The sequence below is a fragment of the Streptomyces sp. NPDC005492 genome (genome assembly GCF_040605995.1).
Classification (GTDB): Bacteria; Actinomycetota; Actinomycetes; order Streptomycetales; family Streptomycetaceae; genus Streptomyces.
On the sequence record NZ_JBEXDX010000035.1, the window covers coordinates 20,694 to 46,233 of the forward strand.

Consider the following 25,540-nt stretch of genomic DNA (forward strand, 5'->3'; position numbering starts at 1 on the left):
AAGATGGCCTCCGCGGTCGGAAAGGTGCGGTAACAGGGAGGAAGCGTCTCGTGAGCAGCAGGCCATCCCGAGGCGCTGCTCGCCTCGCAGCCATACTCGACGCGCTCCCGGACGCGTTGGTCCTGGTCAACGCCAACGGGACAGTCGTCAACGCGAACACCATCGCGCTGGAGGCGTTCGAGGCGCCAGGCACCGCGCTCGTCGGACGCGGACTGCTGGATCTGCTGCCGGAGTTCGACTCCCGGCTCATCCCCGGTTCCATGCGGCGCCCCGACTCGATGGACCCGCGCGGCCGCACCAAGCCGACCCGGATGACCGCCCGCCGCACCGACGGCTCCGAGTTCCCCGTCGAGGTCACCAGCGCCAACCTCGAAGACGGCCAGCAGGCCTACGACGGCTACGGCTACACCGCCGACGAACTGCTGATGCTCGTCGTCCGCGACCTCTCCGGCACCGTCGACACCGAGGCCGAACTGGCCCGTTCGCAGCGGCAGACCGAGATGATCCTGCGCGCCGCCGCCGAGGGCGTCGTAGGAACGGACACGGACGGACGGGTCGTGCTCGTCAATCCGGCCGCCGCGCAGATCCTCGGGTACCGCGCCAGCGATCTCGGCGGCAAGGAGCTGCACAACCTCGTGCTGCACTCGCGCGCGGACGGCTCGCCGTTCCCGTACGCGGAGTCGCCGCTCGCCGACACCCTGCGCTCCGGGCGCAAGCACCGGGTGCGAGGGCAGGTGCTGTTCGCCAAGAACGGGGACCGGGTCTCCGTCGACCTGACCACCGCGCCCGTGCGCGACGGCGACCAGCTCGTCGGCGCCGTGATGACCTTCACCGACCGGCGGCCCTACGACTCGCTCGCCGAGGAGAAGGAGGCCGCCGACAAGCGGCACCGGGACGAGCTGGAGCGGATCGACGAGGAGCACGCCTCCGAGCTGACCGCCCTGCGCCAGAAGCACATCGCGGAGATCGAGGAACTCCAGGAGCAGCACCAGGAGGAGCTCGCGGCGCACGAGGAGCGGTACGCCGCGCTCGGCGAGCGGGAGAAGGACCGCTACGAGGAGCTGGCCGCACGGCACGAGCAACTGCTCACGCTGCTCGGCCGCTCGCTGCGCGGCCCCCTCGACGAACTGCGCCGGGAACTGGCCGCGTTGGCCGCCGACGACGCCGGGCAACTGTGGCCCGAGGCCAACCAGGTCCTGCACCACCTCTCGGCGGGCTACTCGCGCATCACCCAGCTCATCGACAACGTGCTCGGCTATCAGCGGCTGGAGACAGGTGCCGAGGGCGTCTCGCGTACGAAAGTCATGCTCGACGCCGTCGTCGCCGCGGGTGTCGACGGGGCCGTCGAACTGATCGGTCCCGGCCGGGTGCAGTTCGCCGTGCACGCGCCGCCCATCGAGGCCGAGGTCGACCCCGTTCTCCTCGCCACCGCGCTCGCCCACCTGGTCGCGGACGTCGCCGGGGTCGACGCGACCGGCAACTCGCCCGCGTCGGCGGGCGGTTACATGGACAACACGGTCGTCGTGGCGGCGGCGCAGCGCGGCGAGGTCGTACGGATCGAGGTGCGCGGGCCGTACGCGGGGGGAGACCCGGTGCACGAGCCGATCGTGCGCGGGATCGTGCGGGCGCACGGTGGTGTGCTGCAGACGCACGACGTGCCGGGGATGAGCGGCAGCGCGTACGTCCTGGAGGTTCCGATCGGCGGCGGGGCGGGCGCGGTCGCCGTGCCGGCCGCGGGCGGCGGTGCCGAACTCGCCGTGCCCGAGCAGGCCTCGGGCAGCGGCGGGCGCCGACGTGCCCGGCGGTCCTCCGTCGACTCCTTCCTGGAGAGCGAGGTGCCGGGCGGCGCGACCGACGACTCCGGTGGCGAGGCCGCGGTGCCCACCGGGCGGCGCAGAAGGCGTGCGGGCGAGGAGCCGGGCGGCGACGGTGCGTCCAGCGGTACGGGGCGACGGCGCGGGCGGGCGGCGGAGCTCGCGGCCGGTGAGCTGTCCGACGAGGATGCGGAGGGTGTCTCCGAGGGTGCCGTGATGACGGCGGCCGAGCATGCCGCCGGGACCGCGGCCGCGGGCAGCGGCCTGGGCGGGACGGTGCCGCCGCAGGGCGTGCCCGCACCCGGCGAACGCCAGGCGCTGGCGCCCGCGTTGCCCTCGGGCGGTACCTCTGACGGTTCCACCGGCGAGGACGGGCAGCCGACCGGGCGTCGTAGGCGCGCGCTCGCGGCCGCGGCCGAGCGGGCCGCCGCGCAGGAGGCGGGCGCCCGTACGGTGTTCGCGCTGCCGCCGGCCGAGGCGGACCGGACGCCGGAGCCGGCCGGTGACGAGGGGCGGCACGACGCCGTTCCGCACGACCAGTCCGAGGACCACACCCCGCCGCAGCCGCACCCCGCGAACGCACCCACCGGCCGCCGCCGCCGGGCCGTGGCCCAGCCGCAGCCCGAGTCGGTCCAGGCGGCCGGCGCGGTGGTTCCGGCGCAGGCCGGGGTCGTTCCCTCGGTGCCCGGGCAGGGGCAGGCGGGTCGGCAGCAGGGCGCGGCTCAGCCGGTCGGCGGTCCGTCCGCGGGCGGTCAGCCGGTGCCGGGCCAACCCGGGACCGCCATGCGGCTCGCCCCCGCGCAGAACCTCCCCGCCGCCGGGCAGACCCCTGCGGCCCAGCCGCTGCCGCTGCCCGCGGAGGCGACTCCCGGCCAGGGCATCCCCGGCCAAGCGGCCGTCCCACAGGGCGGTCCCGGACAGCCGGTCTCGCCCCAGGGCATTCCCGGCCAGGCTGTCCCGGGTCAGCCGATTCCGCCTCAGGGAATCCCTGGTCACTCGGTCTCACCTCAGGACATTCCCGGGCAAGGCGGCCCCGCCCAGCCGATTCCACCTCAGGGAATCCCCGGCCATCCCGTCTCACCCCAAGGCGTCTCCGGCCAAAGCGGCCCGGCCCAGCCGATTGCGCCCCAGGGCACCCCGGGCCACCCAGTCTCACCGCAGGGCGTCCCCGGCCAAGGCGCCCCGGCTCAGCCGATCCCCCCTCAGGGGGTCCCCGGCCACCCGGCCTCACCCCAGGGCGTCCCCGGCCAAGGCGCCCCGGCCCAGCCGATCCCGCCCCAAGGAATCCCCGGACACCCGAGTTCGCCTCAGGGCGTCCCCGGCCAAGGCGCCTCAGGCCAGCCGATTCCACCTCAAGGAATCCCCGGCCAACCCGCCCCCGCCCAGGGGCTCCCCGCGCAGGACCCCCACGGTCAGCCCGTCCCCCCGCACGGGATCCCCGGGCAGGGCGTCGGTCCGGCTCAGGGTCATCCCGGTGAGGCGGCTCCGCAGCAGGCGTTGCCCGCCGGGCAGGCGACCCCGACCCCGGCACCCGGCACCCCCGTACCGGCGAACGGCGCCGACCCCGCCGTAGCGCCGCACGCGGAGCCGCAGGCGAACCCGCACACCCCCGTCGCCGCGCAGGCGCGGGCCGCTCAGCCGTTGCCCGCCGAGGCTGTTGATCCCAACTCCACTCAGGGGCGGGCGATCAGTGTGCGGACGCTGGGGCAGGGGGTGCCGTTCACGCGGCAGGCGGCTCAGGTGCAGCAGCCGACCGCCACGCCTCCGCCGCATCAGCCGGGTGGTGGCGGGCGGCGGCGGAAGTTGGGGACGCGGCCCGAGCCCGGCACCGGCGGGGCGCGTCCGCATCCCCAGGGTGAGCAGGCGCAGCCCTCGATGGCCGGGCAGTCCCGGCTCACGCAGTTGACCGAGGGCGCCGGACGGTCGTACGCCATAGGGGCACCGGACGAGAACGCGGCCGAGGGGCCCGAGCCCCTGGACGGGCCGGGCGGGGCCGTGGAGATCGCGGACACGCCGAGGCCGCAGCCGCTCGACGACGAGCTGCCGCCCGAGCCGCTCGACAATCCGCGTCGGCTGCTGGTGTGGCCCGCGCCGGACGTGACGACCACGCAGGCGCTGAGCGACCGCGGGTACCGGCCCGTCATCGTGCACTCGCGCGAGGAGGTCGACGCGCAGATCGCCGCGTTCCCGGCGGCGCTGTTCGTGGACCCGCTGACCGGGCCGATCACCCGGACCGCGCTCCAGTCCCTGCGGCAGGCCGCCGTCGCGGCCGAGGTGCCCGTGCTCGTCACGGCCGGTCTCGGGCAGGCGACGCGCGAGGCGGCCTACGGCGCCGATCCCGCCGTCCTGTTGAAGGCCCTCGCGCCCCGCGACAGTGAGCAGCATCCGCCGCGGGTGCTGCTGATCGAGGAGCACGCGGAGATCGCGCTGGCGCTGACCGCGACGCTGGAGCGGCGCGGGATGCAGGTGGCGCGGGCCGCGAGCGATGCCGACGCGGTGGCGCTGGCGGGGCAGTTGCGGCCCAACCTCGTGGTGATGGACCTGTTGCAGGTGCACAAGCGGCGGGCCGGGATCGTCGACTGGCTGCGGGCGAACGGGCAGCTCAACCGCACCCCGCTCGTCGTCTACACCGCCGCCGTCGACCAGGCCGACCTGCCGCGACTGGCCTCCGGGGAGACCGTCCTCTTCCTCGCCGAGCGGTCGACGAGTACGGAGGTCCAGTCGCGGATCGTGGATCTGTTGGCGAGGATCGGCACCAACTGACCCTGCCGCGCTCGCGGTTCAGAGCTTGGTGACGTCCAGGTCGCCGGCCGCGTACCGCCTGCGCAGCACCTTCTTGTCGAACTTGCCCACGCTCGTCTTCGGGACCGACTCGATGATCGTCCAGCGCTCGGGGAGCTGCCACTTGGCGATCTTCCCCTCGTCGGCGAGGAAGGCGCGCAGGGACTCGAAGTCGGCGGTGGAGCCTTCCCGGAGGACGACGGTCGCCAACGGACGCTCCCCCCACTTCTCGTCCGGTACGGCGACCACGGCGGCCTCGGTGACGTCCGGGTGGGACATCAGGGCGTTCTCCAGGTCGACGGAGGAGATCCACTCGCCGCCGGACTTGATGACGTCCTTGGCCCGGTCGGTGAGGGTGAGGAACCCGTCGGGCGAGATGGTGCCGACGTCACCCGTCTTGAGCCAGCCGTCCTCGCTGAACTTGTCGGCGGGGCGCAGGGGTTCGGCGTCCGGGCCGTTGTAGTAGGCGCCGGCGATCCACGGGCCGCGCACCTCCAGCTCGCCCGCCGACTCGCCGTCCCAGGGCAGCCGCTCGCCGCCGGGGCCGGAGAGCCGGGCCTCGACGCTCGTCGGGAAACGGCCCTGGGTGAGCCGGTACTCGAACTCCCGGTCCGTGCCGACCGCCTCGGCCGGCGGGCGGGCGACCGTGCCCAGCGGGGAGGTCTCCGTCATGCCCCAGGCGTGGCAGACCCGCATGCCCAGCTTGTCGAAGGCCTCCATCAGGGCGGGTGGGCAGGCCGAACCGCCGATGGTGACCTGGGTGAGCGAGGAGACATCGCGCGGCTTGGCGGTCAGCTCGGCGAGCAGGCCCTGCCAGATGGTGGGCACGGCCGCCGCGTGCGTCGGGCGCTGGCTCTCGATCATCTCGGCGAGCGGGGCGGGCTGGAGGAAGCGGTCCGGCATCAGCATGTTCACGCCGGTCATGAAGGTCGCGTGCGGGAGGCCCCAAGCATTTACATGAAATTGGGGGACCACTACGAGCGAGGTGTCCTGGTCCGTGAGACCCATCGACTGGGTCATGTTGACCTGCATGGAGTGCAGGTAGATCGAACGGTGGCTGAACACCACGCCCTTGGGGTCGCCGGTGGTGCCGGAGGTGTAGCACATGGCGGCGCCCGTGCGTTCGTCCAGCTCGGGCCAGTCGTACGTCGTCGGCTTGCCCGCGATCAGTTCCTCGTACTCGTGCACGTGGGCGTGAGCGCCTTCGAGGGGCGTGCGGTCGCCGGGGCCGGACACGACGACGTGCTCGACCGTCGGCAACTTGGGCAGCAGGGGGGCGAGCAACGGGATCAGCGAACCGTTGACGATCACCACCCGGTCCGCCGCGTGGTTCACGATCCACGCCAACTGCTCCGCCGGAAGACGGAGGTTGAGCGTGTGCAGCACCGCGCCCATGGCGGGGATCGCGAAGTAGGCCTCGACGTGGACGGAGTTGTTCCACATAAAGGTTCCGGTGCGCTCGCCGTCCGCAACGCCCAGGTCCTCGCGCAGGGCGTGCGCCAACTGGGCCGCCCGGGCACCGATCTCCGCAAAGGAACGGCGTTCCGGCTCTCCCTCACCGGTCCAACTGATCACCTGCGATGTTCCGTGGACCGTCGACCCGTGGGTCAGGATCCTGGAGATCAGCAGCGGTACGTCCTGCATGGTGCTCAGCACGGCGTCCTCCCGGGGCGACATTGCCTAGGCGGTAGTAAGGGATGCGCTGATTCTGCGCACATACCGCACGGTATGTCACTAGGACCGGGTGATCGATCACATCTGGTCGCCGACTGCCACTGACAGGAGTTATCGAACCAGGTCCAGCTCGGGGTCCTCGCGCAGCTTGCCCAGCGCCCGCGACACCGCCGACTTCACCGTGCCCACGGACACCCCGAGCACCTCGGCCGTCTGGACCTCGCTGAGGTCCTCGTAGTACCTGAGGACGACCATCGCCCGCTGCCGCTCCGGCAGCTTCGCGATCGCCCGCCACATCGCGTCGTGCAGCGCCTGCCGCTCGGCCGGGTCCTCCGCGGTGACGCCCGTCTCCGGCTCGGGCAGCTCCTCGCAGGCGAACTCGTCGACCTTGCGCTTGCGCCACTGCGAGGTCCGCGTGTTCAGCAGCGCCCGGCGCACATAGCCGTCCAGCGCCCGGTGGTCCTCGATCCGCTCCCAGGCGACATACGTCTTGGTCAGCGCGGTCTGCAACAGGTCCTCGGCGTCGCACGGGTTCGCGGTCAGCGACCGTGCGGTGCGCAGCAGCACCGGCTGCCTGGCCCGCACATACGACGAGAACGACGGGTACGTGATGGTCTGAGCCGGGGCCTGGGTCTGCGAGGCCCGTGCGGCGGGACGCGTGACAGGCCGTGCGGCCGCCCTGGGGGCTGGCCCTGCGGCGGCGTTCGACGCGCTGGTGCAGACTGCTGTGGTCATGGCTCCACGCTATGAGCGATGGCCGCTCCGGCGGATCGGCCGCAGGTCCCGAAGCAGACTCCGCCTCAGGTTGTAGGGGTGGGGCTGGCTCCACCTCCTGAAGGTGGACGAGCGGCTCACATGTACTGCGGGTTTACCCCTGGGTGCTCACCCGTGAGCACCAGCCCCGACGTCGGTACGCCCGTCCCCGCCGTCACCAGGACCCGCCCGGCGTCCGGTATCTGGTTCACGGCGGTGCCGCGCACTTGCCGGACCCCTTCCGCGATCCCGTTCATCCCGTGCAGATACGCCTCCCCGAGCTGTCCCCCGTGCGTGTTGACCGGCAGCCGCTCCTCGGCCATGAAATCCGCCGCCTCCCCCTTCCCGCAGAACCCGAACTCCTCCAACTGCATCAGCACGAACGGCGTGAAGTGGTCGTACAGGATCGCCACATCCATGTCCTCGGGCCCGAACCCCGCCGTCCGCCACAACTGCCGGGCGACCACGCCCATCTCCGGCAGGCCGGTCAGGTCGTCGCGGTAGAAGCTGGTCATCTGCTCCTGCGACCGGCCTGCGCCCTGGGCCGCCGCCGCGATGACCGCGGGCGGACGCGGCAGGTCACGGGCCCGCTCCACGGACGTGACGACGATCGCCTGCGCGCCGTCCGTCTCCTGGCAGCAGTCCAGCAGCCGCAGCGGCTCCACGATCCAGCGCGAGGCCGCGTGCTCGGCGAGCGTGATCGGTCTGCCGTGGAAGTACGCCGCCGGGTTCGTCGCCGCGTACGTGCGGTCCACGACCGCCACCTGTCCGAACGCCTCCGGTGTCAGCCCGTACGTGTGCAGATAGCGCTGCGCCGCCATCGCCACCCACGACGCCGGGGTGAGCAGCCCGAACGGCAGCGACCAGCCGAGCGCCGCACCCTCCGCCGAGGGCTCCCGGTGGGTCACGCCCGAGCCGAATCTGCGTCCCGACCGCTCGTTGAACGCGCGGTAGCAGACCACCACCTCCGCGACGCCCGCCGCCACCGCCAGCGCCGCCTGCTGGACCGTCGCACAGGCCGCGCCGCCGCCGTAGTGGACCCGGGAGAAGAAGGACAGCTCGCCGATCCCGCAGGCCTGGGCCACGGTGATCTCCGGGTTGGTGTCCATCGTGAACGTGACCATCCCGTCCACGTCCGCCGGTGTCAGCCCCGCGTCGTCCAGCGCGGCCCGCACCGCCTCCACGGCCAGCCGCAGCTCGCTGCGCCCCGAGTCCTTGGAGAACTCCGTGGCCCCGATACCGACGATCGCGGCCCGCCCGCCGAGGGTGTCGCGGGTGCGGGTACTCATCGCCCGGCCTCCCCCGGCACCATGACCACGACGGTGCCGGTCACATGTCTGCCGATACCGTTCGCCCCGAGCACGCTCACCGTCGCGGTGTCTCCTTCGACCTTCTTGATCCGGCCGGTCAACACCATGCTGTCGCCCGGGTAGTTGGGGGCACCGAGTCGTATGGCCAGCTTGCGGAGGGTCGCCCCCGGGCCGAAGTGGTCCGTGATGTAGCGACCGACCAGGCCGTTCGTCGTCAGGATGTTCATGAAGATGTCGGGGGAGCCCCTCCGGCGTGCCGACTCCGTGTCGTGGTGCACGTCCTGGTAGTCACGGGAGGCGATGGCTCCGGCGACGATCAGGGTGCGGGTGATCTCGATCTCCAGCGGGGGCAGTTCGGCACCCGGCCGCACCTGTACGTCCACTGTCATCCCTCGCTCTCCTCGCTCTTTTCGTTCTCTTCGCTCTCCTCGTTCACGATCAACTCCCCCAGTTCTTGCAGCACTTCGCCTCCGCAGCCCAGGTACGCGTCCAACTGCCGGCCCCACAGGAAGTGCCGGTGGACCGGATGCTCCAGGTCGGCTCCCGCGCCGCCGTGCAGATGCTGGCCCGTGTGGACGACCCGCGTGCCCGCCTCCGACGCCCACCAGGCGGCGGTCAACGCGTGGATGGCGTACGGCAGTTGGGCGTCGCGCCGCCAGGCCGCCTCGTACGCCGTCACGCGTATCGCCTCGATGTCCATGTGCGCGTCCGCGGCACGGAGTTGGACCGCCTGGCGGGTGGCCAGCGGGCGCCCGAACTGCTCCCGGGTGTTGGTGTGCGCCACGGCCCGGGCGAGCGAGCCCGCGCAGACCCCGGCCTGGAGACCGGCGAACGCGGTGCGGGCGGTGGCCAGGACGTCGGCGTAGGGGGAGGAAGAGGAGGAGGGAGACTGCTGGACCTCGTCACCGACGTGAGCGTCCCTCGCCCCCAGCCGCTCCGCCGATGCCCCGTTGAGCGTCAACCGCCCCGCCGACCAAGGCGCCGTCAGCTCAACCGCCTCGATGTGCGTCCCGTCCGCGACCGGCGTCAGCCACAACCTCCGCCGATCGTCGGCGACAAGGACATGCGTGGCATCACGCAGCCAGGGGACGACAGGCACCGTCCCGCTCAACTCCCCCCACTCAGAGGCCCGTACACCCCCCTGAGCCAGAAACGCCCCGCACACCACCACCGACCCGTCCGCGATCCCCGGCAACAACCGCTCGCGCTGCTCGGGTGATCCGTGCGCCGCCACCGCCAGCAGCCCGTACACGCAGGTCGACGCGAAAGGCACCTGGGCCGTCGTCCGCCCCTGTTCCTCCAGGAGGAGGACGAGACCGAGCAGGCCCAGCTCCTCTACGGCGCCGACCAGTCCGGCCCCGCACAGGGCCTTCCACAGCTCGGGGTCGCTGGCCGTCCCGGCCGCCGTGAGCCGCTCCGGTGTCGCGAGGTCGCCGAAGATCCGGGCGGCCAGGTCACGGGCCGCCGCCTGTTCCTCGGTCGGCGTGAAGTCCATGTCAGCCCACCCCGCCCTGGGCGCGGAAGACGGGGAGCACCAGCGGGCCGTCCTCGTCGTCGTACCGCTGGAATTCCAGCCGTACCGGCAACCCGATGCGGACCTTGTCGTACGGCACCCCCACCACGTTGCTCACGATCCGCACGCCCTCGGCGAGCTCGACCAACCCCACCGCGTACGGAGGGTCGAAGGCGGGGAAGGGCGGGTGGTGGATCACCACGTACGAGTAGACCGTCCCCTCGCCGCTCGCCTCGACCGTGTCCCAGTCCGGCCCGCCGCAGGCGTTGCAGCCGGGCAGCCAGGGGTGGCGCGGTGTTCCGCAGTCCGTGCAGCGCTGGATGAGGAGACGGTGCTGCTCCACGCCCTCCCAGAAGCCGGCGTTGTCCCGGTTGACGACGGGGCGAGGTCGCCGTGCACGCGCCCCCTTGCCGCTCTGCTTCCCGTCCTGTTTCCCGTCCTGTTTCCCGTCCTGTTTCCCTTGCTGTTTCTGTCGCGCGGGGGCGTATTTGAGGATGCGGAAGCGGTGGGTGCCGGCGAGGTCCTGGCCCACCCGGACGTCCATGCGGGTGGTGACGAAGTACCCCGTGCCCAGCTTCGTCGTCTTGCGGTCCGACACCGACTCGATCACCGCGTCGAAGGTGATCTCGTCCCCCGGCCGCAGGGGCCGCAGATACTCCTGCTCGCAGTCGGTGGCGACCACCGAGGTGCAGCCCGCCTCGTCGAGGAGGTCGAACAGCTCGTCGTAGGCCTCCGTGCGTCCCGTGTGTCCGGAGAGACCGCCCATGGTCCAGGCCTGGAGCATGGTGGGCGGGGCGATGGCGTCCGGGCCCGCGTACGCCGGATCGGTGTCGCCCATCGCCTCGCACCAGTGCCGGATCATCGGCTCGTTGACCCGGTCCTTGCCCGTGCCGGCGACGGCGGCCGCACGCCCCTCGTACGCCTTGAGCCGCGCCCCCAGCTCGTCGCCCGTCCCGCTCACCGCCGCCCCCTCGTCATCCCGAGCCGCATCGTCGCGACGATCTCCCGCTGCACCTCGCTCACCCCGCCCCCGAAGGTGTTGATCTGCGCCGCCCTGTTCAACCGCTCCAGCTCGCCGTCCCCGAAAACGCCCGGCGACCCCGAACGCACCAGTCCTGCCAGCCCTGTTGACGCGTCCGGTCCGCCCGGTCCGGCCGGACCATCTATGCCGGCGACGTGCTGACATATCCGGTACACCGCCACCGTCGATTCGGTTCCCGCCACTTTCACGCCGCTCGCGTCGCCGGGCGCCAGTCGGCCCGCCCCCACATCGCCCACCAGACGCCAGTTGAGCAGGCGCGTTGCCGCCAGCCGGGCATGCGCCTCGGCCAACTGCGCCCGCACCCACGGCTCGTCGACCCGGCGCCGCCCCGTCACCGGGTCGGGGGTGCGGGCGGCGGTCAGCACGGCCGAGTAGAAGTCCTCGGCCTGCATGCCGGTCGCGGCGAGGGCGACGCGCTCGTGGTTGAGCTGGTTGGTGATGAGCGACCAGCCCTCGTTCTCCGCGCCGACGAGGTTGCCCGCCGGAACCCGGACGCCGTCGTAGTACGTGGCCGTCGTCCGCTGCCCGCCCACCGTCTCGATCGGCGTCCACGAGAAGCCCGGCGCGTCGGTCGGGACGAGGATGATTGAGATACCGCGGTGCTTGGGGGCCTCGGGGTCGGTGCGGCAGGCGAGCCAGATCCAGTCGGCGTTGTGGGCGTTGGAGGTGAAGATCTTCTGCCCGTCGATCAGCCAGCTCTGACCTTCACGTACCGCCCACGTCCGCAGCGACGCTAGATCGGTGCCTGCCGACGGTTCGCTGTAGCCGATCGCGAAGACGAACTCCCCGCGCAGAATGCCCGGCAGGAGGGCGGTCTTCTGGTCCTCGCTGCCGTACTTCATGAGGGTCGGTCCGACGGTGTTCAGGGTGACCATCGAGACGGGTGCTCCCGCGCGGTAGGCCTCGTCGAAGAAGACGAACTGCTCGTCCGCGCCGCGCCCTTGACCGCCGTACTCGACCGGCCACCCGAGGCCGAGCCAGCCGTCGCCGCCGATACGGCGCAGCAGGGCCCGCTGCCCCCGGGGGTCGTCCGCGCGGGGTGGTCCGTCCGGCATCAACGCGGTGAAGTACGTACGGAGTTCGGCGCGCAGCCGCTGCTGGCGTTCGGTGGGGGCGAGGTGCACGACGGCGGACCTCCGGGGCGTCGTACGGGCGAGGGTGAGGGTTTCTGACTGTCCGTCAGATACGGAGCACTGTCAAGGTCGTTCCCACACAGTCGTTCCCGCGGAGGACCCGGTCGAGGACACGCGCGCGTGGCACACGAAAAACGCCTGCGCGGCGGCACCGAAGCACCACCGCGCAGACGTGTCACGACCCCCGAGCACACCTCAGTCACCTCCGCGCATCCCCATGCGGAAGTCGGGTGCGGCTACCAGAAGTTGGCGAAGTTGACGGCGACGTTCGAGTTTCCCTGGTTGATGGCGGTGAACGCGGATCCGTTGACCTGGGCGGTGTTGCTCTGGTTCGAGGCCCCGGAGCCGACCGCCTGCTGCTGGGTGGTGGACGAGTTGCCCTTGTTGTCGTGCCCGACCCCGCTGCCGCTGACGGTCGCCACACCCGCGTTCGATCCGTTGCCCGCGATGGCGCCGTTGTCCGCCGCCGCGACGCCGGTGAAGAGGGCGGCTGCCAGCGGGAGGGCGGAGACGGCGGCGATGACGCGGGCGGTACGGATGCTTGCCATGTTGTTCCTCCAGAACAGGGTACGTACCGGCTCCGTAGCCGGACGCACATGAAGTACGGCTTCAAGTACGGCTTCTACCAAGGCAGTTGGCCGACCGCCTCGGTGTGGTGCACGACGTCGCGAGATCAGAGTTGCCCACCGAATCCCCGGCGAACCAGACCGGAAGCGGTTATTCCCCCTGAAGCGTGATGAGAAGTCGATAAACCCCTTTGACTGCATTGAAGCCGCAGTTCGGGACAGTACGGACAACTCGGAGGACGGCTCACCCAGGCGCCCCAAGGGGCGAAGCGGTCCGGAACTTTTCCGGCCAATCGGCTCGACCCGGGCGAGTCGGAACCGCCTCCCCTTCCCTTTTTCGAACACTCGTACGAACATGGAGTCATGGCCACCACCGACCGGCAGGCCACGACGCTGGCCCTCGCACACGCCCTGTCAGCCGCCGAACGCGGACTGGCCGTCATCCCTCTGTCCCGGACCAAACTCCCGGCCCTGCGCTCCCCGCACCGCCCGGACCCGACAGGCGCCACAGGTGCCACCGGCTCGCCCTGCCACGGCGAGTGCGGACTCCTCGGCCACGGCGTCTACGACGCCTCCTCCGACCCGGTGCGCATCCGTGAACTGTTCGCCGCCGCGCCCTGGGCCACCGGCTACGGCATCGCCTGCGGACTGCCGCCGCACCACCTGATCGGCATCGACCTCGACACCAAGACCGGCACGGACTCCTCGTCCGCCCTGCGCGAGCTGGCCCTCCGCCATCTGTTCACGATCCCCGAGACCGTGGTCGTCCTGACCCCCAGCGGCGGCCGCCACCTCTGGCTCAGCGGGCCGCCCGACGTGGTCGTCCCCAACTCCGCGGGCCGCCTCGCCCCCGGCATCGACATCCGCGGCGCCGGCGGCTACCTCGTCGGCCCCGGCTCCCGCACCGAACACGGCTTCTACGGCGCCGCCCCGGCCACCGCCCACCTGGCCCCCGCGCCCTGCCCACCCTCACTCCTGCGCCTGCTCCTCCCCCCACCCCGCACCCACCACCCGACTCCCGCCTCGACCGGCCAACACGGCCAGGGCCTGGTCCAGTTCGTCCTCGCCGCCCACGAGGGCCAACGCAACACCCGCCTCTTCTGGGCAGCCTGCCGCGCCTACGAGAACGACATCGGCCCGGCCCTCGTCGACGCCCTGGTCGAGGCGGCCCGGGACACGGGCCTCTCCGAGCGGGAGGCACGGGCGACGATCGCCTCGGCGGCGCGGATGACGGGGCGACGGCCGTAAGGCGCGGGTACGTACGCGTAAGGGGCGCCCTCCTTGGAGAGCGCCCCTTACGGACGGGACCTTACGGTCACTGCGGTGGGTGTGGGATTTGAACCCACGGTCACATCGCTGCGACGACGGTTTTCAAGACCGTTCCCTTAGGCCACTCGGGCAACCCACCCGCGCCCCTGACCACCTGGGGTGGGACGGGTACAGCGTACCGGGAGACCGGGGGAGCTGTCGGCCCTCGGCCGGTCGTCGAAGCGCGGGCCTGGACGACATCCCTCGGGTGCTGGACGCGGAGAGCACCCTGCACGGCCCGGCCGTCACGCATCTGCGGCTGGTCGAGGACCAGTTGCGGCGGTTCCGGGCCCGCCGGGCCGGGCGGCAGCACACCACGACGGAACAGGTGAGCCTGATGCACAAGCTGGTGTCGATGTCCGACGACGACCATGATCACCTCAGGCAGGTGGAGGCCTGGATCGAGCTCGCGAGATCGTGCGGGACGAGGAGTTCCGCGCGGCGCTGCGGGACTTCTTCCACCGCGCCTTCGGCGCCGAGCGGGGCGGGATGATGGCTTCGCCGGAGATGGTGGCCCGCGTCGAGCGGCACAGCAGGCTTCTCCTGGAGGTGCGTTCCTGGCGATCAACTCGGCCGTGTCGATGGCCACCCGCTCGGCGATGTCCCGGGCCTGCGGCGAATCCACGGGCACGCCGGCCTGCTGGGACCAGGTACCACGCCCTGGTGTCGACGATCAACGGCACGCCCGGACCCGACCCCGACCGAGCGGCGGCGACCCAGGAATGGATGGCCGCCACCCTGCGCCCGAGCGCGGCCCCTACGACGCCGTAGCCTCGAAGTCGTACACGGCCCAGTCGGTGATCAGGTCGTAGCCGAGCCGCTGGTAGAGGGCGTTGCTGGCGGGGTTGGCCGGGTCCGTGAAGAGGACGACGTCCGTGGCGCCCGTGGCCAGTGCGGCTCTGGTGACCGCGACCGTGACGACACCCGCGTAGCCGCGGCCCCGGAGGTGGGCCGGGGTGTAGACGGGGTCCACCCGGACCATGCCGCCGATCTTCTCGGTCGACCCCGCGATGGAGACCGGGGTGCCGTCCGGGGTCTCCCAGAAGGTGAAGCGCTTGTCGGCGAAGCGGGTGTCGGCCCAGGAGTCGGGGAGGACTTCTCCTACGGCGGCTGCGAACTCGTGGCACCAATGGGCGACTTGCTCGTGGTCCTCCTCGCCCGCCGCTCGCTCCCGCCCCTCCGGGGCCGGCTCCGGTGGGGTGAGCGTGCCGAGACGGTAGAGGTGCAGGCCCACACGGAAGGTCGGCGTCGCGCCCGTGTGCCGCTGCCATGCCTCGGCAAAGGCGATGGCTGTCCTCTGGTCGGCAGTGACGTAGGGGAGCGAGTGGCCGAGGTCCATCAGGTGGGCGGCGAGGGTGTCGGCCTGCTCGGGGGTGAGGGGGGTGGGGGCCAGGCCGCGGGACGGGAGGCGGTAGAAGGTGGCCTGGATCTTTCCTTTCTGTTCCAGATGGCCGAACAGGGTGGACTGGGCGCCCTGTTGGGCCGCTCCTTGCGTTCGCAGCTTCTCAAGGACCGTCAGTTGCACGGTGTGCAGGGCGGGGCGCGAGCGCAGGAAGTCTCCGCCTCGGGCGAGGAAGTCGTCCAGGTCTTCGGTGAGTTGCCAGTCGTCCGATCGCATGGTTCATGATTTCCCGCGCTCGCCCGGCCTCGCTACGGACGCTGCATCACCCGGTCCACCACGGCGCTCGCGGCCATGTACGACCACTGTTCGTACGTCGTCCCGCCCGCATTGCGCCGGTCGTGCATGCCGAAGTACCGGTACGTCCTCGCCTCGAAGACCAGGACCGGTCCGCCGCCTTCCCAAGGAGTTCCTGGAGGGCCCACGTACTGGATGCCGATGCCCACGCGGCCGTCGGCGTCCTTCTGGTGGGGCAGGACCCTGATGCCGGGGACGGCGGCGAGCGCCTCGTAGGCCGCGGAACGCAGCCCCTTCGGCAGGACGGAGGTACGGAGCAGACCCGAGACGAAGAACTGCGTCCTCGGCCAGTCGTCGCCCTTCATCGGCCTGCTGTAGTCCGGCTTCCCGGGGCCGTCCCGGAGGGCGATCAGCAACTTCCCCGGATCGGTGGGCAGTTGCTTCAGTCCGTCCCATTTCCGCGGCGGCCAGTTGGTCTGGTTCGGCGGGTACACCGGGACCCACTGCTTGTTGCCCAGTTCGCTGACGTACGACCTCTTGGAGCCGTCGACCGAGTCCCAGCTCTCGTCGACGTACGTCCTGGTGCGGCCGCCGCCGGCCGGGGTCTCCTTGATGATCTCCTTGGTGTAGATGAACTGGTCGTCGCGCGGGGCGACCGGCTTTTCGAGTCTGCGGTCCTCGGCCGCCGCCCCGTGCAGCACGGTGGTCGCGCTCACCGGCCGGGTGCGGGGCGAGGTGTTGTCGCTCTCGGCGACCAGCACGGTCGTGGCGACCGCGGCCGTCGCGACGCCGGCCACCGCGATCCGCAGGAGCGGGCGGCGTCCGACGGTCACCGGGGCGGCGGGAGCGCGCATCGCCTCGTGGAGGCGGAAGCGGGCACGCGCGCGTGCGGTGTCGGTGAGCGGGGGCGCGTCCGCGTCCCACTCCCTGAGGAGTTCGAGTTCGTTCATCGTCGTCCGCCTCCCTCAGGCTTCGGAAGTTCGTCGAACCGGCGCATCGTCGGATTCCTCTCGGAAGGCTGTCGGATCGGATCCGCCCAAGGCGTCGCGGAGTCTGCCTCGAGCCCTGTGCAGCCGTGACCGGACCGTCCCCACCGGTATCTCCAGGGCGCGTGCGACCTCCTCGTAGCCGAGGTCGGCCCACGCGACCAGCAGCAGCACGTCCCGGTGCCGGGCGGGCAACCTGGCCATCGCCAGGGCCAGTTGGCCGCGTACGGCCTCCGCGCTGACCCGTGCGGCCACCCGGTCCGCGACCGTGTCCTCGGCGCCGGCGGCCGACGGCAGCCGGCCGATCGCCCTCAGCCGCCGGGCCTCGGCGCGCCGGTGCCGGCCCACGAGGTTGGTCGCGATGCCGAACAACCACGGGCGGGCGTCGGCCAGTTCCGTGTCGTAGCGGAAGCGCTGTTGGAAGGCGATGGTGAACGTCTCCGCCATCAGGTCCTCGGCCACCTCCGTGCCGAGCCGGCGCGCCGCGTATCGGTGCACCGGATCGGCATGGCGGTCGAAGAGCACGGCGAATGCCTCGGGCTCGTCCCAGGACCGTTCGATCACCGAGGCGTCACTCATCGAGACGCCACTGTCGTGCCCCACTGTGACGCCTGGTCGGGCGGCCATCGGGGCTCCTCTCGTCCATGCGAACACGCTGATGAAGACTGGGCTTTCACCCGTACTTCGCCGCTGGGAGGAATCCGGTTCCCCTGGTGTGCGCGCACAGTCGCGGAGGGCGGGAAAACGACCGGGCCGGGCAAGGAGAGTCCTTGCCCGGCCCGTCGATCCGTCAGCCGATCAGGTCGGCGGATCCGGCGATCCGGCGATCGTCGGTGCTACGTCAGCTGTCGCCGACCCTCGACCCCAGGGTCAGGTCGGTCGTGTGCTCCGTGCCGTCGCGCTTGTAGGTGATCTTGACCTTGTCGCCCGGCTTGTGGGTCCAGATCTCGCCGATGAGGGTCGGGCCGCTGTCGATCACCGAGTCGTCGAGCTTGGTGATGACGTCGCCGGCCTTGAGGCCCGCCTTGGCGGCGGGGCCGCCGGCCTCGACCGCGGAGGAGCCGGTGGTGATCGTCGCGCCGGCGCTGCTGTCCTCCAGGGAGACGGAGGCACCGATCTTGGCGTACACCGGCTTGCCGGTCTTGATGAGCTGCTGGGCGACGTACTTCGCCTGGTTGATCGGGATGGCGAAGCCCAGGCCGATCGAGCCGGACTGGCTGCCGCTGTCGCCGAGGCCGCCGCTGCTGGTCGACTGGATCGCGGAGTTGATGCCGATGACCGCGCCCTGGGCGTTGAGCAGCGGGCCGCCCGAGTTGCCGGGGTTGATGGAGGCGTCGGTCTGCAGGGCGCTCATGTAGGACGCCTTGCTGGTGGAGCTGCCGTCGCTGGAGGCCACCGGGCGGTTCTTGGCGCTGATGATGCCGGTGGTCACCGTGTTGGAGAGGCCGAAGGGGGCGCCGATGGCGATCGTCTCGTCTCCGACGGCCACCTTGTCCGAGTCGCCGAGGGCGAGCGGCTTCAGGTCGCTGGGGGCGTTCTTGAGCTTGATGACGGCGACGTCGTAACCCTGGGCGTGGCCGACGATCTCGGCGTCGTACTTCTTGCCGTTCGGGAAGGTCGCCGTGAGCTTGCCGCCGTCGACCGCGTCGGCGACGACGTGGTTGTTGGTGACGATGTGGCCCTGGGTGTCGAACACGAAGCCGGTGCCGGTGCCGCCCTCGCCGCTGGTGCTCTCGGCCTCGATGGTGACCGTGCTGGGCAGGGACTTGGCGGCGACCGCCGCGATGGTGCCCGGGTCGCGCTTCACGGAGGCGCTGCTGCCGGTGTCGGCGGAGACGGTGGTGGAGTTGCTGTTGTTGTCGTTGTCCTTGGCCAGGGTGTAGCCGAGGCCGCCACCCAGGCCGCCGGCGACCAGCGCGGCGATCAGGACCGCGGCGATCAGCCCGCCGCGCCCGCCACCGGGCTTCTTCGGCGCGGGCTGCTGCTGGTAGGCGGCGCCCCAGCCGCCGCCCGCACCGGCTCCTCCGTACCCGTCGCCCCCGTATCCGCCCACGCCCTCGCCGCCGTACCCGCCCGCGGCAGCACCCGTGCCGTTGTCGGCGTACGACGGGGTGGCGGGCGGCGGGGGCGGCCAGGCGGCGTCGGGAGCGGATCCCGTGCCCTGCGGGCCGGGGGTCTGCGGTCCGGGCGTCTCGGGTGCGGCAGCGTACGCGGGCGCGTGCCCGGGGTGCGGCGTGTCCTGCAGGGCGCTCGGAGGCACCTGCGGGAGCCGCGTCGTGGGTGCGCCCCCTTCGGGCGCCGCCGGCTGCGGGGAAGCTGCGGGAGATTCCACCGGCACAGGAGGTGCAGACGGGGCCGGGGGTACCTCAGTGCCCTCGTTCTCGGTGCTCACAGCTCTTCTCCTCGGTCCACGGCTGTTGTTCTCGGAAGCATGCGGTCACACTCGTTCACGCTTGTCGACGGTCCGGCGCGAAACAGCTGTGCATGTGCTTTTGTATGCCGTCAGCTTTTCCCACCGGACGTCAGGGCACCATAAGCGGTGCCTGTGGGTCCATGGCGAACCTTTATATGGGTTCATTAACGTAAAAAAGGCGCATACCGGCACCTTCTTGGTTCCACGTGTACCCCTTGGCGGTGACACCATGACGCGGTGACCCACGCACGGCAGCACCGGATCCAAGTCGTCGCCCACCGCGGAGCCTCCGAAGAGGCGCCCGAGCACACCCTCGCCGCCTACAAGAAGGCGATCGAGGACGGGGCGGACGCTCTCGAATGCGACGTGCGGCTGACCGCCGACGGCCATCTCGTCTGTGTCCACGACCGCCGCGTCAACCGTACGTCGAACGGGCGCGGAGCGGTGTCGGCTCTGGAACTCGCCGATCTGGCCGCCCTCGACTTCGGCTCCTGGAAGGGCCGCGACTCCTGGAAGACGCGGGACGAGGAGCCCGACTGGGAGCACCTTCCGGAGGACCGGGAGGACACCTCCGTCCTCACCCTGGAGCGGCTGCTCGAACTCGTCGCGGACGCGGGCCGGCGGGTGGAGCTGGCCATCGAGACGAAGCATCCGACGCGCTGGGCGGGGCAGGTCGAGGAGCGGCTGCTGGTGCTCCTGAAGCGCTTCGGCCTGGACGCCCCGAACACCGCCGCCGACTCCCCTGTACGGGTCATGAGTTTCTCGGCGCGATCACTGCACCGGGTGCGGGCCGCGTCCCCGACGCTGCCGACGGTCTACCTGCTGCAGTTCCTCTCTCCCCGCCTCAGGGACGGTCGACTTCCGGCCGGTGTCCGGATCGCAGGCCCCTCGATCCGGATCGTGCGCAATCACCCTGCGTACATCGCGCGGCTGAAAAACGCCGGTCATCAGGTGCACGTGTGGACCGTCAACGAGCCCGAGGACGTCGATCTCTGCGTTGACCTGGGCATTGACGCCATCATCACCAACCGGCCGAGGGCCGTTCTGAGCCAGCTCGGCCAGGAACATTAAAGAACCTCATAAAGACCGCCAAACACCCCTTGACCCAGGTACCTCACCTGCACCATCCTCCGAACTCGGCCACACCATCGAAAACAAGCCACTCGATTACAGGGAGTGCTCCGGCGCGTTCGGCCCGTGTTCGATCGTGGCGAATGCGTCACTGAACGTGGATTGGCCGGTTTCCGGTACAGGCCAATGGGGCATCCACACCGTGGCGTGGGGCGAAGGAGGTCTCGGGGGTGGCGTTGGTGGTGGCACAGGAGGTGCCCGCGTCGTCGAGCATGGCCGTGACCCATGGCCCTGCGGGCGTGGGACTGGCAAGACATCGCATGCGCGATCAGTTGCGCACGGGCGGTGTGTCGGAAGCGGTCATCGACGACGCCGTACTGATCCTTTCCGAACTTCTGAGCAATGCGTGCAAGCACGGTCGACCGCTGGGCGACGCCCTGTCCGGTGACGGTGACGTCCGGTGCGCCTGGCGCGTGGACGCGGGCGGACGGCTCACGGTCGAGGTGACGGACGGCGGCGGCCCGACCCGCCCGGCTCCGGCCACCCCGTCGGTGACCGCGCACGGCGGACGCGGGCTCAACATCATCACGGCCCTGGCCGACGACTGGGGCGTACGGGACGAGGCCCGGGGCGAGGTCACGGTGTGGGTCGTCGTGCACGCCGACGTCCATGATCCGGATGCCGCCCACCGACGCGACGACTTCGCTACGCGCGTCACGGCACCCACCGTGTCGACGGCCCCCCGGCTGGAGTTCGCGGACGCCTTCGACGACCTGGACTGACCCGCCGGACCGAACGTCCGTCCACAGGCACACGGTTGTCCACAGGCTCCCGTCGGTCATGGCGTGAACGGCTAGGCTCCCGCCGTACGAGACGAGCCGTAACCGGGAGACACCCACGATGGCCAAGAAGCGACCCCAGACCACCGCCAAGCGGCCGCAGCGCAGCGACGGGGCCCGTGCCGCGGGCGCTGATGGAGACTTTCCGGTCGTCGGTGCCCGCGAGCCCTGCCCCTGCGGCAGCGGCCGGCGCTACAAGGCCTGCCACGGCCGGGCCGCCTCCCACGCGGCGACCGAGCTGGTGCAGCGCCCCTTCGAGGGGCTGCCCGGCGAGGGCCACTGGGTGGCGCTGCGCGAGCTGGTCCCCGCCGCCACGGTCGAACTGCCCCTGAAGGGCGGCCTCCCCGAAGGCGTCCCCTCGGTCACGCTCACCACGGTGCTGCCGATGGCCTGGCCGGCCCTGCGCCGCGACGACGGCTCGGTCCTGCTCGGCCTGCAGAACGACACGGCCTCCGGCGACATCAGCCGCGACCTCGCCGACACCCTCCTGCGCGCGCTGGACGCGGAGCCGGGCACTCCGGTGCAGGCCCGCCGCGCCCCTGCCGACGGTCCGCGACTGCAGGATCTGCTCGACCCTGAAGGCACGTTCGAGCCAGTTGTGCACGCGGGCTTCGAATTCTGGGTTCCGGAGGCGGAGAACGCGACGCCGGAGGTGACCGCCTCCCTGGAGCGCGCCAACGCCGCCGCCATCCCGACCGCGAAGCTCCAGGGCGTGGACGCCGCGTACTGGTGCGAGACCCCGGACAAGAACCATCTGCGCTGGGTCATGCCGTACCCGGAGGAGCAGCTTCTGGACGGTCTCGCCCGGCTGCATGCCGCGGGCCGCTCCAGTCTCGGTGAGGGCACCCGTCTCGTGGGGTCCTTCCGTGCTCACGGTCTCACCGTCCCCGTCTGGGACCTCCCCAGCGGGCTCACCGCGGACGACATCGAGAAGCCGGCCGCCGAGTTCGCCGAGCGTCTCACCGCCGCGCTGGCGACGGACGCACCGCTCACCGCGGACGAGCGCCGCGCGCGCGGGGGCCTCACCAACCGGCAGGTCACGCTGAGCTGACGCCTGGAGGGGGGCAGGGGTTCGACTGACCGACGGTTCAGCAGCAACAGGCCTGTTCACTTGGGTGACTCCTGTCACAACTCCCCGTTGTGAAAAGGAAGTCGGTGTCCGAATAGCCGAGATCGAATTTGCGAACCGCCGATCTCTTGTTACCGTTCGAGTAGCCCGGTTGCTGGTGCATCCCCCGTCGCCAGCAACCGGGTCTTTTCATGCCCGGCCCGCATGTACGGAACGACAGGCTCCGTCAACTCGCCGTAGGCGCCGAGGAGTTGCTCCCCGAGCGCAGCAGCAGCGGTCCGCGCCCGCCCTGTCCGGCGAACTCCGCGACGGCCGTGTAGGACGCCAGATCTCCCTGTGTCCGCTCCCGGGGTGTCTCGCACAGCGCGGGCTCGTCCTCGGCCTCCACCGCGCAGTGCATCTGCACGGTGCGGTCCTCCGGACCCATGAGGCTCAGCACCGAATCCAGGTCGTCTCCGGTCGTGTTGCGGTAGTAGGTGCGCGCCCAGGTCTCCTCACCCTGCGTCATGACACAGGTCTGCGCCTCGATGCCGTCGGGGGAGGAGAGCCCCGGTCCGCAGCGGGCGGCGGTGGCCAGCCCCAGTCCGAGCGTCAGCGGGGAGCGGGTGGGCGCGGGGGCGGCGGACGGCACCTTGTCGTCGTTGCCGGAAGGGACTCCGGAGGAAGCGCGCGAGGAGTCGCCGGAAGAGGTGTGCGAGAGGGAACGTACGACTGCGTGGCCCTCGTCGCGAACGGGCCCTGCGGACGCCACGGCCAGCGGCAGCGCGACCGCGCACACCGCGACGCCCGCGAGGGCGAGCAGACGGAGGTTCATACAGCGGAAGATAACGACCGACGACGGGCGTCACGTTCCGCGCGCGCCCGACACCCCTACAACTCGGGTGCGCTCACACCCGTACGAGTGAGGGCCTCGACCACGGCGTCCACCACGGCCTCGACATCGGGGACCCAGGGCGAGGAGGAGCCGGGCAGGGGGGCACGCTCCCAGCGGATCCGGCCCTGGCCGGTCTCGGAGGGCGGCAGGGCGAGATAGCCGCCCTCGCCGTGGAAGCGGAGGGAGCCGGGGACGTGGTCCTTGGCGTAGAGCAGCTCGCCCAGCTGCTCCATGGAGTACGGCTTGACGAGCAGCGACCAGCGGGTCGGCGCGGCGACGACCGGGCCGAGGCGCATGCCCTGGCGGTCGAGCGCGGCGAGGGCCCGGGCGGCCGCGGGGGCGGGCAGGCTGACCGCGCAGGGAGCCTTGTCGCCGGTGGCGAGGACGATCGGGGCGGTGGGTCGGTTGCCCCACCACCAGCGCACCATGCGGGCGTCGGTGGTGGCCGCGAGGAGGCCGGGGTCGAAGGGGTGTGCGCCGGGCACCGTGCACTCCGGGTCCGGGCAGCCGCAGCGGGCACGTCCCTGGGGATCCGGTGCCACGCCCGGGAGGACGGGCCATCGCCAATCTGTCGCGAAGGTCAGGGCCGCGCCGAGCATCTCAGACCTCCTGCTGTCTCGCCTGAACAGGAGCCTGCGTCGCTTTCCGAGGATCTCGCGCATGAGCGCTCGTTCCTTTCCGTTGCACCGCTGGCAACACCGAGGACCAGTTCACACCATGTGTCGATCACTGCACTGTGCGTACCTGTTGGCGCATCACACCCCTGCCTTCGGCAAGGGGAACCCGTGCGTGCATGAAAAGCGTGGGCGTGGCGTGGGGGTGGCGAAGTCTGGCGTTTGCCGTCCCGCGTATTTCTCTCCGCCTCCGCCACGGGAGGATGGGGCACGATCGTCGGTGGTTAAGACGCCCGGGTTCCTCACCAGGTTCCGGGTGGCCCCCAGCCACCCCTGGCCTTCTCCGAGTACGTACCCATCACGACCGCTGTGACGCTCCGTCGAGCAAGCCCAGTCGACCGCAATAGGCCGTCCCCTGAAGCAGTTTTAAGCCAACTTTGCCAATCCGCAAGGGGAGAGCGAAATGCCCCCGCGCAACCCATGGACACCAGGAATCCCAGCAGGACAATGCTGGACATCCCCTCACGAGTGCGTGTACATGTGGAGACACTGCCAGCGGCGCAGAATGACATGGGGGTTTGCGATGCTTTTGAGCAAAACGCACCGGTCGGAAAGCCGGACGCCATGAACGCCCCTCACCCTCCGAAAGTGGCTGGAATCGATTCAACGGTTCCCTCGCCCGCACACACTGTCGCGCCCGCGCCAGCCGCCACCGGTACCCCTCCGGCCCCCTCCTCGAACGTCCAGAACCCGCCGGATACCGCCCAGAACGCGCCAAGCGCCCTGCTCCAGGACCGTCTCGCCGGCTGGGTCTCCGACCTCACGACCCTCCATGAACTCACGGAGCGGCTGGCACGCACGGACGCACTCGACGGGGCGCTCCAGGAGCTGCTGCGCGCCGGAGCCGCCTTGGTGGGCGCCCGGCGCGGACTCGTCGTCCTGGAACCCGGCGACGGACTCGGCCCCCACACCACCATCGGCCTGGGCCTCGCCCGCTCCGACCTCGGCCACATGGAGACCGTCCCGCGCGGGGCGATGTCCTACGGCGAACTTCTCGACAGCCCGGTCGGCACACCGGGGGGCGGCGAGATCGTCCACCCCGACCTGTTCGCCGAGGACGCCCTCGACCCGCGCCACCGCGAGGTCGCCGTACGCCTGGGTTACGCGGCCAGTTACACGCTGCCCCTGGCGACCGACGCGGCCGGGCGGCTGGGCGCCGCCGTGTGGCTGTACGACGAGCCCGCCGAGCCCGCCGAGCGGCAGCGCCATCTCGCCGGCCTGTACGTCCGCTACGCCACCGAGCACCTGGCCCGGCTGCTCGAAGTCGAGCGCACGCGCGCGTGCGTGGCGACCATCGCCGAGGAGCTGCTGCCGTCCCGGCTCCCCCGCGTGGCCGGTGTGCAGCTCGCCGCGCTGCACCGCACGGGTCCGCGCGGCGGCGGCGACTGGTACGACGCGCTGCCGCTGCCCGATGCCGCGCTCGGCCTCGCCGTCGGCTCGGTGACCGGTTCCGGGCCGAGCGCGATCGCCGCGATGGGCCGACTGCGCGCGTCCCTGCGGGCGTACGCGGTGATGGAGGGCGAGGACCCGGTCGCGGTCCTGTCCGACCTCGAACTGCTCCTCAGGCTCACCGAGCCCGCCCGCTCGGCCACCGCCCTGTTCGCCTACTGCGAGCCCGCGCTGCGCAAGATCACCCTGGCCGGCGCAGGCCACAGCCCGCCGCTCCTGGTCGGCGAGCGGCGCACGGAGTTCGTGGAGACCTCCGTGTCCGCGCCGCTCGGCATGCTCGCCTGCTGGGAGGCGCCGAGCGTGGAGCTGGAGGCTGAGGCGGGCGAGACGGTTCTGCTCTACACCGACGGGCTGCTCCACCGCACCGGCGACCCCATGGACCGCGCCTTCGCCCGCCTGCACTCGGCGGCGGCGAGCGTCCCCAAGGCGCTGCGCGAGGACCCGGCCGCGATCGCCGACCATGTGCTGCGCACCGTGCTGCCGGACGGCCTCGACACGGCCGACAGCGACGAGGACGTCGTCCTCCTGGCATGCCGTTTCGAGTAGTCGCCCGGACGCCACGTGTAACAGGCCATACGGCCCTGGACCCCCTTCCGTACGACCGTACGATGGACGGGGTCCAGTGCCGTATCTAG

General features: G+C 71.4%; 21 protein-coding genes and 1 tRNA gene. 7 read left to right on the forward strand and 15 right to left on the reverse strand.

The annotated features are described in order from the left end of the window. Positions 1-50 precede the first annotated feature (50 nt). The gene (locus tag ABZT04_RS33870; protein WP_356061039.1) at positions 51-4,577 is read left to right on the forward strand and encodes a PAS domain-containing protein; all 4,527 of its coding nucleotides are present in this window, start codon (positions 51-53) and stop codon (positions 4,575-4,577) included. Positions 4,578-4,595: 18 nt separating this feature from the next. On the opposite strand, the gene ABZT04_RS33875 is transcribed toward ABZT04_RS33870, so the two are convergent. The 8 genes from ABZT04_RS33875 to ABZT04_RS33910 all read right to left on the reverse strand — a co-directional run bounded on the left by ABZT04_RS33875 (position 4,596) and on the right by ABZT04_RS33910 (position 12,568). Beyond that, the gene (locus tag ABZT04_RS33875; protein ID WP_356061041.1) at positions 4,596-6,272 is read right to left on the reverse strand and encodes a long-chain fatty acid--CoA ligase; all 1,677 of its coding nucleotides are present in this window, start codon (positions 6,270-6,272) and stop codon (positions 4,596-4,598) included. 108 nt (positions 6,273-6,380) lie between these two features. Next, on the reverse strand, positions 6,381-7,004 hold the full coding sequence (locus ABZT04_RS33880) for a SigE family RNA polymerase sigma factor (RefSeq protein WP_356061043.1): 624 nt from the start codon (positions 7,002-7,004) through the stop codon (positions 6,381-6,383). A 116-nt stretch (positions 7,005-7,120) separates the two neighbouring features. Then, entirely contained in the window at positions 7,121-8,311 is a 1,191-nt protein-coding gene (locus ABZT04_RS33885; protein WP_356061045.1) for a lipid-transfer protein, read from the reverse strand. Beyond that, the gene (locus tag ABZT04_RS33890) at positions 8,308-8,703 is read right to left on the reverse strand and encodes a MaoC family dehydratase (RefSeq protein WP_356061150.1); all 396 of its coding nucleotides are present in this window, start codon (positions 8,701-8,703) and stop codon (positions 8,308-8,310) included. Before ABZT04_RS33890 ends, ABZT04_RS33885 begins: the two co-directional genes overlap by 4 nt. A 14-nt stretch (positions 8,704-8,717) precedes the next feature. Then, a complete protein-coding gene (locus tag ABZT04_RS33895; RefSeq protein ID WP_356061047.1) occupies positions 8,718-9,827 on the reverse strand; it encodes an acyl-CoA dehydrogenase family protein in 1,110 nt (369 codons plus the stop codon). A 1-nt stretch (position 9,828) separates the two neighbouring features. Further along, positions 9,829-10,806: a bifunctional MaoC family dehydratase N-terminal/OB-fold nucleic acid binding domain-containing protein gene (locus ABZT04_RS33900; protein ID WP_356061049.1), complete on the reverse strand. Its 978-nt coding sequence runs from the start codon at positions 10,804-10,806 to the stop codon at positions 9,829-9,831. Next, the gene (locus ABZT04_RS33905; protein ID WP_356061052.1) at positions 10,803-12,011 is read right to left on the reverse strand and encodes an acyl-CoA dehydrogenase family protein; all 1,209 of its coding nucleotides are present in this window, start codon (positions 12,009-12,011) and stop codon (positions 10,803-10,805) included. The genes ABZT04_RS33900 and ABZT04_RS33905 overlap by 4 nt, the downstream gene beginning before the upstream one ends. A gap of 245 nt (positions 12,012-12,256) precedes the next feature. Beyond that, complete coding sequence (locus tag ABZT04_RS33910; RefSeq protein ID WP_033285529.1) at positions 12,257-12,568, reverse strand: hypothetical protein; 312 nt, start codon at positions 12,566-12,568, stop codon at positions 12,257-12,259. 381 nt (positions 12,569-12,949) lie between these two features. Here ABZT04_RS33910 and ABZT04_RS33915 point away from each other — a divergent pair, with 381 nt between their 5' ends. After that, positions 12,950-13,834, forward strand: coding sequence for a bifunctional DNA primase/polymerase (locus tag ABZT04_RS33915; protein ID WP_356061054.1), 885 nt, complete (start codon positions 12,950-12,952; stop codon positions 13,832-13,834). Between the two features lie 73 nt (positions 13,835-13,907). On the opposite strand, the gene ABZT04_RS33920 is transcribed toward ABZT04_RS33915, so the two are convergent. Beyond that, positions 13,908-13,994: transfer RNA gene (locus ABZT04_RS33920), tRNA-Ser, on the reverse strand. A gap of 108 nt (positions 13,995-14,102) precedes the next feature. On the opposite strand from ABZT04_RS33920, the gene ABZT04_RS33925 reads away from it, so the two are divergent. Further along, positions 14,103-14,387 carry a hypothetical protein gene (locus ABZT04_RS33925; RefSeq protein WP_356061056.1) on the forward strand — a complete coding sequence of 95 codons (285 nt, stop codon included), beginning with the start codon at positions 14,103-14,105 and terminating at the stop codon, positions 14,385-14,387. 264 nt (positions 14,388-14,651) lie between these two features. On the opposite strand, the gene ABZT04_RS33930 is transcribed toward ABZT04_RS33925, so the two are convergent. The 4 genes from ABZT04_RS33930 to ABZT04_RS33945 form a co-directional block, all read right to left on the reverse strand. After that, positions 14,652-15,512, reverse strand: coding sequence for a GNAT family N-acetyltransferase (locus ABZT04_RS33930; protein WP_356061058.1), 861 nt, complete (start codon positions 15,510-15,512; stop codon positions 14,652-14,654). A 32-nt stretch (positions 15,513-15,544) separates the two neighbouring features. After that, positions 15,545-16,480: a CU044_5270 family protein gene (locus ABZT04_RS33935; RefSeq protein WP_356061060.1), complete on the reverse strand. Its 936-nt coding sequence runs from the start codon at positions 16,478-16,480 to the stop codon at positions 15,545-15,547. A 15-nt stretch (positions 16,481-16,495) separates the two neighbouring features. Then, the gene (locus tag ABZT04_RS33940; protein ID WP_356061062.1) at positions 16,496-17,143 is read right to left on the reverse strand and encodes a sigma-70 family RNA polymerase sigma factor; all 648 of its coding nucleotides are present in this window, start codon (positions 17,141-17,143) and stop codon (positions 16,496-16,498) included. A gap of 214 nt (positions 17,144-17,357) precedes the next feature. Further along, positions 17,358-18,908, reverse strand: a complete 1,551-nt coding sequence (locus ABZT04_RS33945) for a trypsin-like peptidase domain-containing protein (RefSeq protein ID WP_356061064.1) — start codon at positions 18,906-18,908, stop codon at positions 17,358-17,360. 258 nt (positions 18,909-19,166) lie between these two features. Between ABZT04_RS33945 and ABZT04_RS33950 the strand changes: the two genes are divergently transcribed. The 3 genes from ABZT04_RS33950 (at position 19,167) to ABZT04_RS33960 (ending at position 21,890) form a co-directional block, all read left to right on the forward strand. Beyond that, on the forward strand, positions 19,167-20,000 hold the full coding sequence (locus ABZT04_RS33950; RefSeq protein WP_356061066.1) for a glycerophosphodiester phosphodiesterase: 834 nt from the start codon (positions 19,167-19,169) through the stop codon (positions 19,998-20,000). A gap of 272 nt (positions 20,001-20,272) precedes the next feature. Next, the gene (locus tag ABZT04_RS33955) at positions 20,273-20,782 is read left to right on the forward strand and encodes an ATP-binding protein (protein WP_356061152.1); all 510 of its coding nucleotides are present in this window, start codon (positions 20,273-20,275) and stop codon (positions 20,780-20,782) included. A 118-nt stretch (positions 20,783-20,900) separates the two neighbouring features. Beyond that, positions 20,901-21,890, forward strand: coding sequence for a DUF5926 family protein (locus ABZT04_RS33960; RefSeq protein WP_356061068.1), 990 nt, complete (start codon positions 20,901-20,903; stop codon positions 21,888-21,890). Between the two features lie 244 nt (positions 21,891-22,134). Here the strand turns inward: ABZT04_RS33960 and ABZT04_RS33965 are convergent, their stop codons facing one another. Next, a complete protein-coding gene (locus ABZT04_RS33965; RefSeq protein WP_356061070.1) occupies positions 22,135-22,722 on the reverse strand; it encodes a hypothetical protein in 588 nt (195 codons plus the stop codon). Positions 22,723-22,778: 56 nt separating this feature from the next. Then, a complete protein-coding gene (locus ABZT04_RS33970) occupies positions 22,779-23,444 on the reverse strand; it encodes a bifunctional DNA primase/polymerase (RefSeq protein ID WP_356061072.1) in 666 nt (221 codons plus the stop codon). Between the two features lie 459 nt (positions 23,445-23,903). On the opposite strand from ABZT04_RS33970, the gene ABZT04_RS33975 reads away from it, so the two are divergent. Then, on the forward strand, positions 23,904-25,451 hold the full coding sequence (locus tag ABZT04_RS33975; protein WP_356061074.1) for a PP2C family protein-serine/threonine phosphatase: 1,548 nt from the start codon (positions 23,904-23,906) through the stop codon (positions 25,449-25,451). Positions 25,452-25,540 lie beyond the last annotated feature (89 nt).

Coding starts and splice junctions, on each gene's coding strand:
- ABZT04_RS33875 (WP_356061041.1), bottom strand. CDS start 6,272: ATGTCGCCCCGGGAGGACGCCGTGCTGAGCACCATGCAGGACGTACCG.
- ABZT04_RS33880 (WP_356061043.1), bottom strand. CDS start 7,004: ATGACCACAGCAGTCTGCACCAGCGCGTCGAACGCCGCCGCAGGGCCA.
- ABZT04_RS33885 (WP_356061045.1), bottom strand. CDS start 8,311: ATGAGTACCCGCACCCGCGACACCCTCGGCGGGCGGGCCGCGATCGTC.
- ABZT04_RS33895 (WP_356061047.1), bottom strand. CDS start 9,827: ATGGACTTCACGCCGACCGAGGAACAGGCGGCGGCCCGTGACCTGGCC.
- ABZT04_RS33910 (WP_033285529.1), bottom strand. CDS start 12,568: ATGGCAAGCATCCGTACCGCCCGCGTCATCGCCGCCGTCTCCGCCCTC.
- ABZT04_RS33915 (WP_356061054.1), top strand. CDS start 12,950: ATGGCCACCACCGACCGGCAGGCCACGACGCTGGCCCTCGCACACGCC.
- ABZT04_RS33930 (WP_356061058.1), bottom strand. CDS start 15,512: ATGCGATCGGACGACTGGCAACTCACCGAAGACCTGGACGACTTCCTC.
- ABZT04_RS33935 (WP_356061060.1), bottom strand. CDS start 16,480: ATGAACGAACTCGAACTCCTCAGGGAGTGGGACGCGGACGCGCCCCCG.
- ABZT04_RS33940 (WP_356061062.1), bottom strand. CDS start 17,143: ATGGCCGCCCGACCAGGCGTCACAGTGGGGCACGACAGTGGCGTCTCG.
- ABZT04_RS33955 (WP_356061152.1), top strand. CDS start 20,273: ATGGCCGTGACCCATGGCCCTGCGGGCGTGGGACTGGCAAGACATCGC.
- ABZT04_RS33960 (WP_356061068.1), top strand. CDS start 20,901: ATGGCCAAGAAGCGACCCCAGACCACCGCCAAGCGGCCGCAGCGCAGC.
- ABZT04_RS33965 (WP_356061070.1), bottom strand. CDS start 22,722: ATGAACCTCCGTCTGCTCGCCCTCGCGGGCGTCGCGGTGTGCGCGGTC.
- ABZT04_RS33970 (WP_356061072.1), bottom strand. CDS start 23,444: ATGCGCGAGATCCTCGGAAAGCGACGCAGGCTCCTGTTCAGGCGAGAC.
- ABZT04_RS33975 (WP_356061074.1), top strand. CDS start 23,904: ATGCTGGACATCCCCTCACGAGTGCGTGTACATGTGGAGACACTGCCA.